Origin of the sequence: Janthinobacterium sp. TB1-E2, assembly GCF_036885605.1 — a bacterium.
In the GTDB taxonomy this organism is placed as follows: Bacteria; Pseudomonadota; Gammaproteobacteria; order Burkholderiales; family Burkholderiaceae_D; genus Janthinobacterium; species Janthinobacterium aestuarii.
In genome coordinates this window covers 4,805,392-4,819,859 of the sequence record NZ_CP142523.1, presented here as the reverse complement: position 1 = coordinate 4,819,859, position 14,468 = coordinate 4,805,392, and the positions used below count along the sequence as shown (strand labels likewise).

Sequence of the window (14,468 nt, the reverse complement as noted above, 5' to 3'; positions counted from 1 at the left end):
AGTAAGATGCGGCCGGGCGGCATTGCTGCCCGGCCGCTTGTTCACATAAAAAACAGGAGACGGGCGATGGCGGCGGTATCGACATTCGGAGTAAAACATCCGGAACAGGAACTGAGCCGCGAGTGGCGCAGCTGGATTGCGGAAAACCTCATGCTGGGCAGCCACCCGTCGGCGCTGATGCCGGTGCTGCAACAGGCCGGCATCGCGGAGCCCCTGGCGCGCCGCGAAATCGAGCTGGCGCTGCAAAGCCCGTATCTTGCCGGCGCCGTGCGCCTGTCGAACCGTCTGGCCAAGCGCGACTGGGTGATCGACATCCAGCGCAAGCTGAACCAGCTGCGCGACCCCGAGATTCCCCGCCGCGACAAATTGACGGCGCAGGAATTCCTCGACGAGTACTACTCCACCAACCAGCCTGTTATCATCACTGGCATGATGGACGACTGGCCCGCCTTGGCCAAGTGGAGTCCCGCCTATTTCCGCGAGCATTACGCGCAGCGCGAAGTGGAGGTGCAGTTCGGCCGCGAAGCCGATGCGCAGTACGAAATGAACAGCGTGGCCCACAAGCGCAAGATGGCATTTGGCGAGTATGCCAGCCTGGTCGAGGGCAGCGGCGCGACCAACGATTTCTATATGACGGCGAATAACAATTCGCAGAACCGGCAAGCCCTGCGCGAGCTATGGGACGATATCGGCCAGCTGCCCGAATACCTGAAGCAGGATGGCGGCCCCACGGGCTTTCTGTGGTTCGGCCCGGCCGGCACCGTGACGCCATTCCACCACGACCTGACGAACAACTTCATGGCCCAGGTCAAAGGGCGCAAGCGCCTGCGCATCATGGCCGCCTGCGAGGTGGCGCGCGTGTACAACCAGCGCCACTGTTTTACGCCCGTCGACGGGCGCGACATCGACGTGCGGCGCTACCCGCTGATGGCCGACGTGCAGGTGCGCGAATGCGTGCTGGCGCCGGGCGAGATCCTGTTTTTACCCGTCGGCTGCTGGCATTTCGTCGAAGCGCTCGACGTATCGATGACGGTGGCGTTTACCAATTTCAGATGGAATAACGATTTTTACAGCAAGTATCCATCGAATCACGACTTCTGATGGCGGGGCCAAGATGCCGCGAACAGCCGCCTTACGGGCGGCTTTTTTCATGCTACGGTGCGCTTCTTGGATAAGATATTTCCATAAAATAATTGATTCAAATCATTTTGCAGCAATTATTTTGATATGAATGGCCACGATGTTTCATTATCCAGATGCTCATGGCGGGCGGATAATTTGATGGCTGGCGCGGCGCCAGCACCGACAACATCTGGAGGCGGCAGGGCATGAACACGCAGCACATGACACAGTTACGGCAAGCAGCAGCAGGTCGTACCGAACTTCGGCTCGACACAAGGCTGACCCGCGAAGCGGCCGAATTGCTGGCCAGGGCCGACATTCATTTGAACGGCCGCGCCGCGTGGGACATGCAGCTGCGCAAACCGGGCGTGCCGGAGCGCGCCTTCGCCAGCGGCAACCTGGGTCTCGGCGAGGCCTATATGGACGGCGACTGGGATGCGCAGCAGCTTGACGAATTCTTTTGCCATCTGCTGCGCGCCCGGGTGGCCGACGACGTGCGCCCCATGCGCCTGGCCTTCCACGCCCTGACCGCGCGCCTGTTCAACCTGCAGACGGAGCGCCGCGCCTGGATGGTGGGCAAGGAACACTACGACCTGGGCAACGCCTTCTATGCGGCCATGCTCGACCCGCGCATGACGTACACGTGCGGCTACTGGAAGGATGCGGCCAGCCTGGCCGAGGCGCAGGAAGCCAAGCTCGATCTGGTCTGCCGCAAGCTGCGCCTGGAACCGGGCATGCGCGTGCTCGATATCGGCTGCGGCTGGGGCAGTTTCATGCGCTATGCGGCGGAAAAATACCAGGTGCGGTGCGTGGGCGTGACGATTTCGCAAGAGCAGGCCGCGTATGCGCGCGCCATGCCGGGCGGCGAGCACCTGGACATCCGCCTGCAGGATTACCGCGACACCGATGAAAAATTCGACCGCATCGTCAGCATCGGCATGTTCGAGCACGTGGGCCACAAGAATCACCGCACCTTCATGGAAGTGGCGCACCGCTGCCTGGAAGACGACGGCCTGTTCCTGCTGCACACGATCGGCAAAAACAAGCGCCATTCCACGTGTGACCCGTGGATCGACAAATACATCTTCCCGAATGGCGACCTGCCATCGGTCGGCCAGATCGGCGACGCCATGGACGATCTGTTCGTGGCCGAGGACTTGCACAACTTCGGCGCCGACTATGACAAGACCCTGATGGCCTGGCATACAAATTTTGAGCTGGCGTGGCCGCGCTTTGCCGCCCAGCTGGGCGAGCGCTTCCACCGCATGTGGTCATACTATCTGCTGTCCTGCGCCGGTGCTTTCCGCGCGCGCGACCTGCAGCTGTGGCAGTGGGTGCTGTCGAAGCAGGGCGTGCTGGGCGGGTATGTTCGTGTCAGCTGATATCATGGACTGATGGATATCAATCAAGCGCGTACCTTCCTCGAAGTGGCGTCGTGCGGCAGCTTCATCATGGCCGCCGAACGCATGCACGTGACGCAGACGGCCGTCAGCGCCCGCATCCGCACCCTGGAGCAGCAGCTGGGGCGCCAGCTGTTCGTGCGCAACAAGGCGGGCGCGCGCCTGACGCCGGCCGGCGAGCGCTTCATGCGCCATGCGGCCACGATGGTGCAAGTGTGGGAGCGGGCGCGCCATCAGGTGGCCTTGCCGCCGGGGCGCGACGACGCCGTCAGCATCGGCTGCGAATTGAGCTTGTGGCCGCCGCTGCTGGGCGACTGGCTGATACGCATGAGCCGCGACTGTCCCGAGATCGCCTTGCGCGCGGAAGTCGACAGTCCCGCGCGCCTGCTCGACGCCGTGCACGACGGCTCGCTCGACCTGGCCGTCCTGTACAACCCGCCGCAACGCCCGGGCCTGGCCAGCGAACTGCTGGCCGAGGAAAAGCTCGTGATGGTGACCACGCGCGCCGACGGGCAGATGCATGCCGATACCTATGTGTACGTGGACTGGGGGCCGGCGTTTGCCGCGAACCACCAGGCCGCGTATCCGGAACTGAGCAGCCCGCCCGTGTCGATCTCGCTGGGCCCGCTGGCCCTCGTCTACCTGCTGGAAGTGGGCGGCGCCAGTTACTTCCGCATCGGCAGCGCGCAACCCTATCTCGATGCGGGCTTGCTGCACCGCGTGCGCGACGCGCCCGAATTCTCGCATTCCGCCTACGCCGTCTACGCGGCCCAGCGCGACAACCGGACCCTGGACCGCGCCCGCGCCTGCCTGCTTGAGGTGGCGGAGAAGATCAAGTAGATGTGACAGACGTAAAAAAGCCGACCCGAAGGTCGGCTTTTTTTATCCTGCTCATGCGCATAAGCGCAGAGCATAAAACGTTCAGGGCAAGGCGCGGTGCCGAAGACAGTACGACTAGTACGGCGAGGCACTGCAACGCCGCCCTGGGCGTTTTTGCGCTAGCGCTTAGTCGCGGCTGCCGCCGGCGAAGCCCAGCAAAGACAACAGGCTGGTGAAGATGTTGTACACGTCCAGGTAGATGCGCAGGGTTGCCGAGATGTAGTTGGTCTCGCCGCCGTTGATGATTTGCTGCACGTCATACAGGATGTAGGCCGAGAAGATGGCGATGGCGACCATGGAGATCACGATCGACAGTGCCGACAGGCCCAGGAAAATATTTGCCACCGATGCCAGGATCAGCACGATCACGCCAGCAAACAGCCATTTGCCCATGGCCGAGAAGTCGCGCTTCGAGACCGTGGCGATCGTCGCCATCACGGCCAGGATGGTGGCCGTGCCGCCGAATGCCGTCATGATCAGCATGCCGCCGTTTGAGTAGCCGAGCGTGCGCGTCAGCAGTGGCGTAAGCATCAGGCCCATGAAGAAGGTGAAGCCCAGCAGGACGGCGACGCCGAGGCCCGAGTTCTTCGTCTTTTCAATCGCGTACATGAAGCCGAATGCGACGGCCATGAAGATGATGAAGCCCATGCCGCCGGTCAGCATCGGCAAATGCATTTGCACGCCGATGAAGGCGCCCAGCACGGTCGGGATCATGGACAGCGCCAGCAGCCAGTAAGTGTTGCGCAAGACCTGATGGCGGACTTGCTGCATGCCCCCCGACAGGTCAAAGGTGCGTTGCATGTTCTGATTCATAGTGCCTCCGTGTTGTCAATTCAAATTACTGCTTTACTCAAGGATAGCATGAGGGCCGGAATTTGCCAAAAAAGCAGCTTAAGATTTCATTAAACAGGGGGAGGGCGGCAAGATGCCCCTGCCCGTCTGGGTGATATGGGGTGGAGTATGGTAAAATCAAAGGTTGATTGAGTTCTCAATTTACCGTTTTAAACCTTACTTTTTATTGGAGTTTTCACACATGGCAATCGAACGCACCCTGTCGATCATCAAACCAGACGCAGTTGCAAAAAATGTAATCGGTCAAATCTACTCGCGTTTTGAAAACGCTGGCCTGAAAATCGTTGCAGCACGCATGACCCAACTGTCGCGCGAACAAGCTGAAGGCTTCTACGCAGCGCACAAAGAACGCGGTTTCTTCAAGGATCTGGTCGACTTCATGGTTTCCGGTCCAGTCATGATTCAAGCCCTGGAAGGCGAAAACGCCGTTCTGGCCCACCGTGACCTGATGGGCGCGACCGATCCGAAGAAAGCAGAAAAAGGCACGATCCGCGCCGATTTCGCCGATTCGATCGACGCAAACGCCGTACACGGTTCCGACGCTGTCGAAGCTGCTAAAGTGGAAATCGCTTACTTCTTCCCAGAACTGAAGGCTTAATTGCCTTAGATAACGTTATTTCCTGGCGTTATCTGTGAAATAACTTATCACCCCCTGTTCCCGCTGCGCTGTGGAGTTTTCGCTCCGAATGCGCGCGGGGACGGATTTTTAGAATAGACAAGATCATGAATACGACGACCCTCACCAACTTGCTGGACCTCGATCCCGCGCAACTCATCGCCTACTGCGCCGAGTTGGGGGAGAAACCGTTTCGTGCGAAACAATTGCAACGTTGGATACACCAGTTCGGCGCCTCCGACTTTGACGCCATGACGGACCTGGCCAAGTCGCTGCGCGACAAGCTGGCCACGCGCGCCGAAGTGCGCGCCCCGGCCATCATCAGCGACCACACGTCGACGGATGGCACGCGCAAGTGGCTGGTCGACGTGGGCAATGGCAATGCCGTGGAAACCGTGTTCATTCCGGAAGAAAACCGCGGCACCCTATGCATCTCGACCCAGGCCGGCTGCGCCGTGAACTGCCGTTTCTGCTCGACGGGCAAGCAAGGCTTCAACCGCAACCTCAGTGTCGGCGAAATCATCGGCCAGCTGTGGATGGCGGAATTTGAATTGCGCCGCACCAAGGGCATCGAACCGGGCCCGAAAGGCGAGCGCCAGATCACCAACGTGGTCATGATGGGCATGGGCGAGCCCCTGCTGAACTTCGAGCCGACCGTCACGGCCCTGAAATTGATGCTCGACGACAACGCCTACGGCCTGTCGCGCCGCCGCGTGACCCTGTCGACGTCGGGCGTCGTGCCGATGATGGACAAGCTGTCGCAGGAAGTGCCGGTGGCCCTGGCCGTCTCGCTGCACGCCTCGAACGATGCCTTGCGCGATGGCTTGATTCCACTGAACAAGAAATACCCGCTGAAGGAATTGATGGCGGCCTGCAAGCGCTACCTGGAATTCGCCCCGCGCGATTTCATCACGTTTGAATACTGCATGCTCGACGGCGTCAACGACAGCGACGAGCACGCGCGTGAGCTGCTGGCGCTGGTGCAAGACCGCGAGTTCGGCGTGAACTGCAAGTTCAACCTGATCCCGTTCAACCCCTTCCCCGAGTCGGGCCTGTTCCGTTCGAAAAACCCGCGCATCAAGGCGTTTGCCCAGGTGCTGATGGATGGCGGCATCATCACCACCGTGCGCAAGACGCGCGGCGATGATATCGATGCGGCCTGCGGCCAGCTGGCCGGCGAAGTCAAGGACCGCACCCGGGTGCAGGAACGCATGGAAAAGATGACTGAGTATCAACAGAAATTTGGCGCTAATTTCGGCAAGATCGTGGAGATCCGCTCCTGATGAGGGAAGGCATGGCTTACCAACGCTCGCTTGCTGTGGCCGCTGTTTGCCTGGCCGTGCTGCTGGTCGGCTGTGCCTCTTCCACGCCGGACACGGTCGCCAGAGACGTGCAGGCGGGTGCGCCGGAACGCGCCGCGCTGCGCTTGCAGCTGGCCAGCGCGTACTATGCGCAAGGCCAGCTCGACGTGGCCCTGGCCGAAGCGCAGCAAGCCGTGCAACTGGCGCCGAACGATGCGCAAGCGTATGGCGTGCGCGCCCTGATCCTTGCGGCCCAGCGGCAAACTGCGTCTGCCGAGAAAGATTTCCTTTACGCTTTGCACCTTGCGCCCCACAATCCTGAGTTGAGCAATAATTACGGCCTGTTTTTGTGCCAGACGGGACGCGCCGCGCAATCGCTGGCGTATTTCGATGCGGCATTGGCGGATGCGGCGTATGTGTCGCCGGAAAAAGCGCTCAACAATGGGGGCGCTTGCAGCCTGGCCCTGAACGATTACCCGCGTGCGGGCGCGTATTGGATGCGCGCCGTACGCATCGCACCGGACGTGGCAGTGACGAACGCCGGCCTGGTGCGCGTGTATTACCAACAGCAAGACTACCGGCAGGCGGCTTATTATTTGCAGCGGCTCGGTAAGATAGTAACAATGGAGAGCCAGACGGCCGATGTGCTGTGGCTCGGGATCAAGGTGCAGCATAAGCTCGGGGATGCGGGTGCGGAAGCTGGCCTGGGGGCGCATTTGCGCAACCACCATGCCGGCTCCCCCGAATATGCTGCTTATCAAAATGGGGCGTTTGATGAGTGAGACAGGGATACCAATGAATTCAGAGTGGGCAGAAACGCCTCAGCAGCAGCCCCAGGGCAATCTGGCGTTGGCAGGCGCGCAGTTGAAGGCGCAGCGCGAAGCGCTGGGCTGGCCGGTGGAGCAGGTGGCCGACCAGCTCAAGCTGGCGCCGCGCCAGGTGGTCGCGCTGGAAGAGGGCGACATGGCGGCCTTGCCGAACCTGGCCGTGGTGCGCGGTTTCGTGCGCGCCTACGCCAAGGTCGTGCGTCTCGACGCGGCACCGCTGGTGGCCATGATCGAAGTCCACCCGGCGCCGGCGCAAGACCCGGCCGCGCCCGTACGGCGCGAGATTTCCGCCACGTTTTCCGAATCGCGCTTCCCGTCGATGACGCAGCGCTCGTCGAACCAGACGCCCCTGTGGATCGCCGGCGCCGTGGCCGTCGTCGTGGCGGCCGCCTTTGGCGCGTATAAACTCGGTTATGTGCCGGCCAGCCTGCTGTCCTCGCAGGCCGGGAAGGAAACATCGCATGCGGAAGTGGGCCCCGTGGAAACGACCCTGGTCAAGCCGGGCCAGGACTTGACGCCCGTGCAGTCGCCGTCCGTGCCCCTGATTTCCGTACCGCCGCCACCAGGCAACGATACGCAGACGGGCGCTCCGGCTTCCGCCATCGCTTCGGCGCCGGCCGCCGCCGTGCCGCCAGTCGCCGTGCCAGCCCCTGCGACAGCCGCGACGGCTGCCGTCACGCCGCCCGTGGCTGCCCCTGCCGTGGGCGCGAATGCGCTGGTGCTGAAAGTGGAGCAGGATTCCTGGGTGGAAATCCGCCGCCCTGGCAGCACGCCGCTGATTTCGCGCATGGTCAAGGCGGGCAGCACGGAAACGTTCGATATCACGGGCCCGGCCACCCTGGTGGTGGGCAAGCCCGGTGTGGTGCAGGCAACCTTGCGCGGCGCCAAGCTGGAGCTGCCGACCGTTGCCGGCGGCACGATCTCGCGCGTCAGCATCAAATAATTGCAGTAACCGTTCAAGCAAACTCAGAAGATAATATTATGGCTACCTCGAAAACAGCGATCGGCTCCGGTCCATCCGGCCGGCGCGACAGCCGCAAGGTGCTGATCGCGCACGGCCAGCGCCAGATCTGGGTGGGCGGCGACGCCCCCGTGGTGGTGCAGTCGATGACGAACACGGATACGGCCGACGCCATCGGCACGGCGATCCAGATCAAGGAACTGGCGCGTGCCGGTTCGGAACTGGTGCGCCTGACGGTGGACCGTCCGGAAGCGGCTGCGGCCGTGCCCTACATCCGCGAGCAGCTCGACAAGATGGATATCGACGTGCCGCTGGTCGGCGATTTCCACTATAACGGCCATACCCTGCTCAACGACTACCCCGATTGCGCGCGCGCGCTGTCGAAGTACCGCATCAATCCGGGCAACGTGGGCAAGGGCGCCAAGCGCGACACGCAATTTGCGCAAATGATCGAAGCGGCTTGCCGCTACGACAAGCCGGTGCGCATCGGCGTGAACTGGGGCAGCCTCGATCAAGCCTTGCTGGCACGTATCATGGATGAAAACGCCGGCCGCGCCGAACCGTGGCCGGCGCAAGCCGTCATGTACGAAGCGCTGGTGACGTCGGCGATTGAAAACGCCGTGCGCGCCGAAGAGCTGGGCCTGGCGCGCGACAAGATCATCCTGTCGTGCAAGGTCTCTGGCGTGCAGGACCTGATCGCCGTGTACCGCGAACTGGCGCAGCGCTGCGACTATCCGCTGCACCTGGGCCTGACGGAAGCGGGCATGGGCAGCAAGGGCATCGTCGCCTCGACGGCGGCCCTGGCCGTGCTGCTGCAGGAAGGCATCGGCGACACCATCCGCATTTCGCTCACGCCCGAACCGGGCGGCGACCGCACGCGTGAAGTCATCGTCGGCCAGGAAATTTTGCAAACCATGGGCTTGCGCAAGTTCGCGCCCATGGTCATCGCCTGTCCTGGTTGCGGCCGCACGACGTCGACCACCTTCCAGGAGCTGGCCGACAACATCCAGACGTATCTGCGCGAGCAGATGCCGGAGTGGAAGAAATCGTATCCGGGCGTGGAAGCGATGAACGTGGCCGTCATGGGCTGCATCGTCAACGGTCCCGGCGAATCGAAGCATGCGAACATCGGCATCAGCCTGCCCGGCACGGGCGAGTCGCCTGCCGCGCCCGTGTTTGTCGACGGTGAAAAAGTCGTCACCCTGCGCGGCGAACGCATCGTCGAGGAATTCCAGGACATCGTCCTCAATTATGTTAAAAGCCATTACGGCGCCGCCGCTACGGCAACGGCGTAGGTCGGATTAGCGCTGTGCGCGTCATCCGGCAATCAAGTTAAAGCAAAGAAGAACACTATGTCCGAAAATAAAAAGCTCGACAAAATCACCGCCGTCAAAGGCATGAACGATATCCTGCCAGCTGACGCCCCGCTGTGGGAATTGTTTGAAAACACGGCGCAATCCGTACTGCAAAGCTATGGCTTCCAGCAGATCCGCACGCCGATCGTGGAAGAAACGAAATTGTTCGCGCGCGCCATCGGCGCCGTGACCGATATCGTGGAAAAGGAAATGTATTCGTTCACCGATTCGATGAACGGCGACAACCTGACCCTGCGTCCTGAAGGCACGGCCGGCGTGGTGCGCGCCGTTGTCGAGCACAACCTCGTCTACGAAGGCCCGAAACGCCTGTGGTACAAGGGCCAGATGTTCCGCCACGAGCGTCCGCAAAAGGGCCGCTACCGCCAGTTCCACCAGTTCGGCGCGGAAGCCATCGGCTTCACGGGCCCGGACATCGACGCCGAGCTGATCATGATGACGCGCCGCCTGTGGGATGACCTGGGCCTGGAAGGCATCCGCCTGGAACTGAACTCGATCGGCGACGCGGCCGAGCGCCTGCGCCACCGCGCCGACCTGATCGCCTACCTGGAAAGCCACAGCGAGCTGCTCGACGAAGAAGCCAAGCGCCGCCTGCACAGCAACCCGCTGCGCATTTTGGATACCAAGAATCCTGCCATGCAGGATCTGGTCAATGGCGCGCCGAAGCTGCTCGAGTACCTGGGCGAGGAATCGCTGGCCCATTTCCACGGCGTGCAGAAGATTCTGAACCACAACAATATTCCATTCATCATCAATCCACGCCTGGTGCGCGGCCTCGATTACTACAACCGCACGGTGTTCGAGTGGGTCAGCGACAAGCTGGGCGCGCAAGGCACGGTCTGCGCCGGCGGCCGCTATGACGGCATGGTGGAAATGTTTGGCGGCAAATCGACGCCCGCCGTCGGTTTCGGCATGGGCGTCGAACGCCTGGTGCTGCTGATGAAGGACGCGGCCGAGCCGGAGCAGCCGGCCCAGTGCGACGTCTACCTGGTGCACCAGGGCGAGCAGGCAGGCTTGCAAGCGTTCGTGCTGGCCGAGCGGATTCGCGATGCCGGCCTGGACGTTGTGCTACATTGCGCAGCGAGCAACGGTGGCGGCAGCTTCAAGACGCAAATGAAAAAGGCGGACGCCAGCGGTGCGGCATTTGCCGTGATCATGGGCGACGATGAAATCGCCAACCATGTCGCGACGGTGAAAGCCATGCGCGAAGCCGATGCGGGCGCACAGCAGAACACGGTGCCGTTCGACGATGTCGTCGATTACGTGGTAGACCAGATCATCGGCGACCACGATTGCGGCCATGACCACGGTCCTGGCGGCCACGTGCATCATCACCACTGATTTGACGCAAGACCGTTCTACCCTCGATCAACTACTCATTAAAACTGACGACCCATGGCATACGATCACGAAGAACAAGAACAACTGGCAACCCTCAAAGCCTGGTGGCAGCGCAATGGCAATCTGACCTCCTGGGTCCTGATCGTGGCGCTGGCAGGCTACAGCGGCTGGGCTGGCTGGCAGTACTACCAGCGCACGCAGGCTGCGCAAGCGGGCCAGCTGTACGACGAACTGCAGAACGCCATCGCCGCCAAGGACACGGCCAAGGTGATGCGCGCGGCCGGCGACATGCAATCGCGTTTCAGCGGCACGGCGTATGCGCAGATGAGCGCCCTGGCCGCGGCCAAGGTGGCGTTCGACGCGAACGACCTGAAAACGGCCAAGACCCAGCTGCAGTGGGTGGCCGAGCATGGCACGGAAGAGTACAAGGCCATCGCCAAGCTGCGCCTGGCCGGTGTCCTGCTGGATGAAAAAGCCTACGATGAAGCGCTGAAAGTGCTGGCAACGGCTTCCGTGGCGCAATTTGCCGGTGCCGTGGCCGACCGCAAGGGCGACATCCTGGTGGCGCAAAACAAGCTGGCCGATGCCCGCACGGCTTACCTGGCCGCTCTGGCCGCGACGGACAAAAACAATCCAGGCCGTCAGCTGATCCAGGTCAAACTGGAAGCGATCGGTGGTACGGTACCGGAAGACAAGGCCAAGGCTGACAAGGCCGCCGCCTGACAGGAACACTGATGGCGGGGCCGGGTGGCGTTGTGCGCCGCCCGCCTTGCCCTTACAAGTACAAGAAAAAGGTTGGATAACACTTATGCGTGTCACTGAAAAGCTGGTAGCTGCAAGTCTGTTGGCCCTGATGGCCGGTTGCTCGTCCTGGAACCCGTTCGCCTCGAAAGATCCGAAAACCGAGCCGGCCAAGCTGGTCGAGTTAAAATCGAGCATCGCCGTGCGCGACGCCTGGAAGTATTCGATCGGCAAGGCTGGCGTGTACGCGTTTACGCCTGCGCTGGCTGGCAGCAGCCTGTACGTGGTCAGCGCCGATGGCGCGCTGGCGCGCCTCGATGCGGCCAGCGGCCGTGAAACGTGGCGCGTCAAGGCCGGCAGCGACATCACGTCGAGCCCCGGCAGCGATGGCACGGTCGTGGCCGTCGGCGCCGCCAAGGGTGCCGTGCTGGCGTTTGACGCCGATGGCAAGCAGCTGTGGAAGGCGCAGGCGTCCAGCGAAGTATTGACGGCGCCCGTCGTGGGACAGGGCGTGGTCGTGGTGCGCAGCGTGGACAACCGCATCGTCGGCTTCGACGCCAAGACGGGCGAGCGCAAGTGGACGGTGCAGCGCGTCACGCCGGCATTGACCTTGCGCAATGCGCCGGGCATGGCGCTGGGCGGCGCGAACATCTACGTGGCCCAGCCGGGCGGCAAGCTGCTGGCACTGACGGCGGCCACCGGTGTGGTACGCTGGGAGGTCGTCGTCAGCGAACCGCGCGGCGCCACCGAACTGGAGCGCGTCTCCGACATCGCCGGCACGCCGGTGGTGTACGAAGGCGAAGTGTGCGCTGTCACATACCAGGGCAAGGCGGGTTGTTTCGATGCCGCCACGGGCGTGCCGCGCTGGACCAAGCCGATCTCGTCCGATGTGGGCGTGGCCGTCGACCAGCGTTTCGTGTTCACCGCCGATGACCAGGGCGCCGTCGTGGCGTTCAGCCGCGAAGGCGGCCAGAGCGCCTGGAAGAATGACGCGCTGGCGCGCCGCCGCCTGTCGACGCCGGCCTCTTACGGCCGCAGCGTCGCCGTTGGCGATTATCAAGGTTACATCCACTTCCTGTCACGGGAAGATGGTGCATTAATAGGTCGTGTCAGCACCGACGGTAGCCCGATTGTTTCGGCTCCCGTTGTTGCCGGTTCGAATTTGATTTTTCAAACCCAATCAGGGACAGTGACCGCTCTCGCGGTCGAGTAATACAATGAAGCCGGTAATTGCACTAGTAGGTCGACCCAATGTTGGGAAATCGACTTTATTCAATCGTCTGACCCGCTCGCGCGACGCGCTGGTGGCGGATTTGCCTGGGTTGACGCGCGATCGTCACTATGGCGAAGGCCGTGTCGGCGAACGTCCCTTCCTCGTCATCGATACGGGTGGTTTCGAACCCGTCGCCAAGGAAGGCATCATGCACCAGATGGCACTGCAGACCAAGCAGGCCGTGGCCGAGGCCGACGTGGTGGTATTCATCGTGGACGGCCGTCAAGGCCTGACCCCGCATGACAAGACCATCGTCGACTTCCTGCGCAAGAGCGGCCGTCCGGTCTTGCTGGTGGTCAACAAAAGCGAAGGCATGCGCTACACGGCCGTCGTGTCCGAATTCTATGAATTGGGCATGGGCGATCCGTATGCGATCTCGTCGGCGCACGGCGACGGCGTCAACGACCTCGTCGAAGTGATGCTGGACCTGGCGTTCGCGCAGCGTCCGGATGAGCCTGAAGAGCTGGAAAAGACCGACCGCGGCATCAAGATCGCCCTCGTCGGCCGTCCGAACGTGGGCAAGTCGACCTTGATCAATACCCTGCTGGGCGAAGAGCGCGTGATCGCCTTCGACATGCCGGGCACGACGCGCGATTCGATCGAAATCCCGTTCGAGCGCGATGGCCAGCAATACACCTTGATCGACACGGCCGGTATCCGCCGCCGCGGCAAGGTGTTCGAAGCGATCGAGAAATTCTCTGTCGTGAAAACGCTGCAGTCGATTTCCGAAGCCAACGTGGTCGTGCTGATGCTCGACGCGCAGCAGGATATCTCGGAGCAAGACGCGCATATCGCCGGCTTCATCCTGGAATCGGGCCGCGCGCTGGTCGTGGCCGTGAATAAATGGGATGGCTTGCAATCGCACGAGCGCGATGAAATCAAGATCGATATCGACCGCAAGCTCGATTTCCTGTCGTTCGCGCAGATGCATTTCATTTCCGCGCTGAAAGGCACCAACATCGGTCCACTGATGAAGTCGCTCAACGCCGCGTATGCGGCCGCCATGTGCGACCTGTCGACGCCGAAGCTGACGCGCGCCCTGATCGAGGCCGTGGAAAAGCAGGAGCCGCGCCGCAAGGGTTCGATCCGTCCGAAGCTGCGCTATGCGCACCAGGGCGGCATGAACCCGCCTGTGATCGTTATTCACGGCAATGCGCTCGACGCCGTTGGCGACCCGTACAAACGCTATCTGGAAAAACATTTCCGCGATACGTTTGCCCTGGTCGGCACGCCGCTGCGCATTGAATTGCGTACGGGTAAAAACCCGTTTGCACGCACGCCAAGCAAGTAATGTTTTAAATGCTGAATTAAGTGCATATTAAGGCGCCGCGGAGATAATGCGGCGCCGACAGTCATTTAATGGCTGTTTGCACGAAAATAATAAAGTGTTAATGCGCCATGCGCGACAGCGATCGCGAAAACAGGTTACAGTAGCTATGACGCATCTTTCTTTCTTTGAAAGGTGTGAGAGCACTTGAAATCAAGCGAGTCGCCTCCAATTCTTACACAACAACATAAACAACGGAGCTGTTATGAGCAACAAAGGGCAACTGTTACAAGACCCATTCCTCAATGCATTACGCAAAGAGCATGTTCCTGTCTCGATCTACCTGGTCAATGGCATTAAATTGCAGGGCCATATCGAATCGTTCGATCAATATGTCGTATTGCTGCGCAATACGGTGACACAGATGGTGTACAAGCATGCCATCTCGACAGTGGTGCCGGCCCGTGCCGTCAATCTCAATATTGAATCTGAAGCGGAGTAAAGCGTTGAGCTTG

14 protein-coding genes are annotated in these 14,468 nt (G+C 61.5%); 13 read left to right on the top strand and 1 reads right to left on the bottom strand.

Annotation, left to right across the window (positions count from 1 at the left end):
• The first annotated feature begins 66 nt into the window (after positions 1 to 66).
• The 3 genes from OPV09_RS21745 (at position 67) to OPV09_RS21735 (ending at position 3,362) form a co-directional block, all read left to right on the top strand.
• The gene (locus OPV09_RS21745) at positions 67 to 1,101 is read left to right on the top strand and encodes a cupin-like domain-containing protein (RefSeq protein WP_338679357.1); all 1,035 of its coding nucleotides are present in this window, start codon (positions 67 to 69) and stop codon (positions 1,099 to 1,101) included.
• Between the two features lie 242 nt (positions 1,102 to 1,343).
• Complete coding sequence (cfa, locus tag OPV09_RS21740; RefSeq protein WP_425324062.1) at positions 1,344 to 2,504, top strand: cyclopropane fatty acyl phospholipid synthase; 1,161 nt, start codon at positions 1,344 to 1,346, stop codon at positions 2,502 to 2,504.
• Between the two features lie 12 nt (positions 2,505 to 2,516).
• A complete protein-coding gene (locus OPV09_RS21735) occupies positions 2,517 to 3,362 on the top strand; it encodes a LysR family transcriptional regulator (protein WP_338679355.1) in 846 nt (281 codons plus the stop codon).
• A 165-nt stretch (positions 3,363 to 3,527) separates the two neighbouring features.
• On the opposite strand, the gene OPV09_RS21730 is transcribed toward OPV09_RS21735, so the two are convergent.
• On the bottom strand, positions 3,528 to 4,202 hold the full coding sequence (locus OPV09_RS21730) for a Bax inhibitor-1/YccA family protein (RefSeq protein WP_411268305.1): 675 nt from the start codon (positions 4,200 to 4,202) through the stop codon (positions 3,528 to 3,530).
• 232 nt (positions 4,203 to 4,434) lie between these two features.
• Between OPV09_RS21730 and ndk the strand changes: the two genes are divergently transcribed.
• From ndk to hfq, 10 genes are all read left to right on the top strand, one after another.
• The gene (gene ndk / locus OPV09_RS21725) at positions 4,435 to 4,851 is read left to right on the top strand and encodes a nucleoside-diphosphate kinase (protein ID WP_034752036.1); all 417 of its coding nucleotides are present in this window, start codon (positions 4,435 to 4,437) and stop codon (positions 4,849 to 4,851) included.
• A 125-nt stretch (positions 4,852 to 4,976) separates the two neighbouring features.
• Positions 4,977 to 6,152, top strand: coding sequence for a 23S rRNA (adenine(2503)-C(2))-methyltransferase RlmN (gene rlmN / locus OPV09_RS21720; RefSeq protein WP_034752035.1), 1,176 nt, complete (start codon positions 4,977 to 4,979; stop codon positions 6,150 to 6,152).
• Positions 6,153 to 6,163: 11 nt separating this feature from the next.
• A complete protein-coding gene (gene pilW, locus OPV09_RS21715; protein WP_338679354.1) occupies positions 6,164 to 6,952 on the top strand; it encodes a type IV pilus biogenesis/stability protein PilW in 789 nt (262 codons plus the stop codon).
• Positions 6,953 to 6,965: 13 nt separating this feature from the next.
• A complete protein-coding gene (locus OPV09_RS21710) occupies positions 6,966 to 7,940 on the top strand; it encodes a helix-turn-helix domain-containing protein (protein WP_034752034.1) in 975 nt (324 codons plus the stop codon).
• 38 nt (positions 7,941 to 7,978) lie between these two features.
• Positions 7,979 to 9,253: a flavodoxin-dependent (E)-4-hydroxy-3-methylbut-2-enyl-diphosphate synthase gene (ispG, locus tag OPV09_RS21705; RefSeq protein WP_070301527.1), complete on the top strand. Its 1,275-nt coding sequence runs from the start codon at positions 7,979 to 7,981 to the stop codon at positions 9,251 to 9,253.
• 57 nt (positions 9,254 to 9,310) lie between these two features.
• Complete coding sequence (gene hisS / locus OPV09_RS21700; RefSeq protein ID WP_070301526.1) at positions 9,311 to 10,672, top strand: histidine--tRNA ligase; 1,362 nt, start codon at positions 9,311 to 9,313, stop codon at positions 10,670 to 10,672.
• Positions 10,673 to 10,726: 54 nt separating this feature from the next.
• Positions 10,727 to 11,395, top strand: a complete 669-nt coding sequence (locus OPV09_RS21695) for a YfgM family protein (protein WP_034752031.1) — start codon at positions 10,727 to 10,729, stop codon at positions 11,393 to 11,395.
• An 85-nt stretch (positions 11,396 to 11,480) separates the two neighbouring features.
• Entirely contained in the window at positions 11,481 to 12,626 is a 1,146-nt protein-coding gene (bamB, locus tag OPV09_RS21690; protein WP_331778047.1) for an outer membrane protein assembly factor BamB, read from the top strand.
• 4 nt (positions 12,627 to 12,630) lie between these two features.
• The gene (der, locus tag OPV09_RS21685; RefSeq protein WP_034752028.1) at positions 12,631 to 13,977 is read left to right on the top strand and encodes a ribosome biogenesis GTPase Der; all 1,347 of its coding nucleotides are present in this window, start codon (positions 12,631 to 12,633) and stop codon (positions 13,975 to 13,977) included.
• 241 nt (positions 13,978 to 14,218) lie between these two features.
• On the top strand, positions 14,219 to 14,455 hold the full coding sequence (hfq, locus tag OPV09_RS21680) for an RNA chaperone Hfq (RefSeq protein ID WP_008450615.1): 237 nt from the start codon (positions 14,219 to 14,221) through the stop codon (positions 14,453 to 14,455).
• Positions 14,456 to 14,468 lie beyond the last annotated feature (13 nt).

Excerpts from the sequence above, each read along its gene's own strand:
- OPV09_RS21735 (WP_338679355.1), top strand. The coding sequence starts at position 2,517 with ATGGATATCAATCAAGCGCGTACCTTCCTCGAAGTGGCGTCGTGCGGC.
- OPV09_RS21695 (WP_034752031.1), top strand. The coding sequence starts at position 10,727 with ATGGCATACGATCACGAAGAACAAGAACAACTGGCAACCCTCAAAGCC.
- der (WP_034752028.1), top strand. The coding sequence starts at position 12,631 with ATGAAGCCGGTAATTGCACTAGTAGGTCGACCCAATGTTGGGAAATCG.
- pilW (WP_338679354.1), top strand. The coding sequence starts at position 6,164 with ATGGCTTACCAACGCTCGCTTGCTGTGGCCGCTGTTTGCCTGGCCGTG.
- bamB (WP_331778047.1), top strand. The coding sequence starts at position 11,481 with ATGCGTGTCACTGAAAAGCTGGTAGCTGCAAGTCTGTTGGCCCTGATG.
- ispG (WP_070301527.1), top strand. The coding sequence starts at position 7,979 with ATGGCTACCTCGAAAACAGCGATCGGCTCCGGTCCATCCGGCCGGCGC.
- hisS (WP_070301526.1), top strand. The coding sequence starts at position 9,311 with ATGTCCGAAAATAAAAAGCTCGACAAAATCACCGCCGTCAAAGGCATG.
- cfa (WP_425324062.1), top strand. The coding sequence starts at position 1,344 with ATGACACAGTTACGGCAAGCAGCAGCAGGTCGTACCGAACTTCGGCTC.
- hfq (WP_008450615.1), top strand. The coding sequence starts at position 14,219 with ATGAGCAACAAAGGGCAACTGTTACAAGACCCATTCCTCAATGCATTA.
- rlmN (WP_034752035.1), top strand. The coding sequence starts at position 4,977 with ATGAATACGACGACCCTCACCAACTTGCTGGACCTCGATCCCGCGCAA.
- OPV09_RS21730 (WP_411268305.1), bottom strand. The coding sequence starts at position 4,202 with ATGCAACGCACCTTTGACCTGTCGGGGGGCATGCAGCAAGTCCGCCAT.
- OPV09_RS21745 (WP_338679357.1), top strand. The coding sequence starts at position 67 with ATGGCGGCGGTATCGACATTCGGAGTAAAACATCCGGAACAGGAACTG.
- OPV09_RS21710 (WP_034752034.1), top strand. The coding sequence starts at position 6,966 with ATGAATTCAGAGTGGGCAGAAACGCCTCAGCAGCAGCCCCAGGGCAAT.
- ndk (WP_034752036.1), top strand. The coding sequence starts at position 4,435 with ATGGCAATCGAACGCACCCTGTCGATCATCAAACCAGACGCAGTTGCA.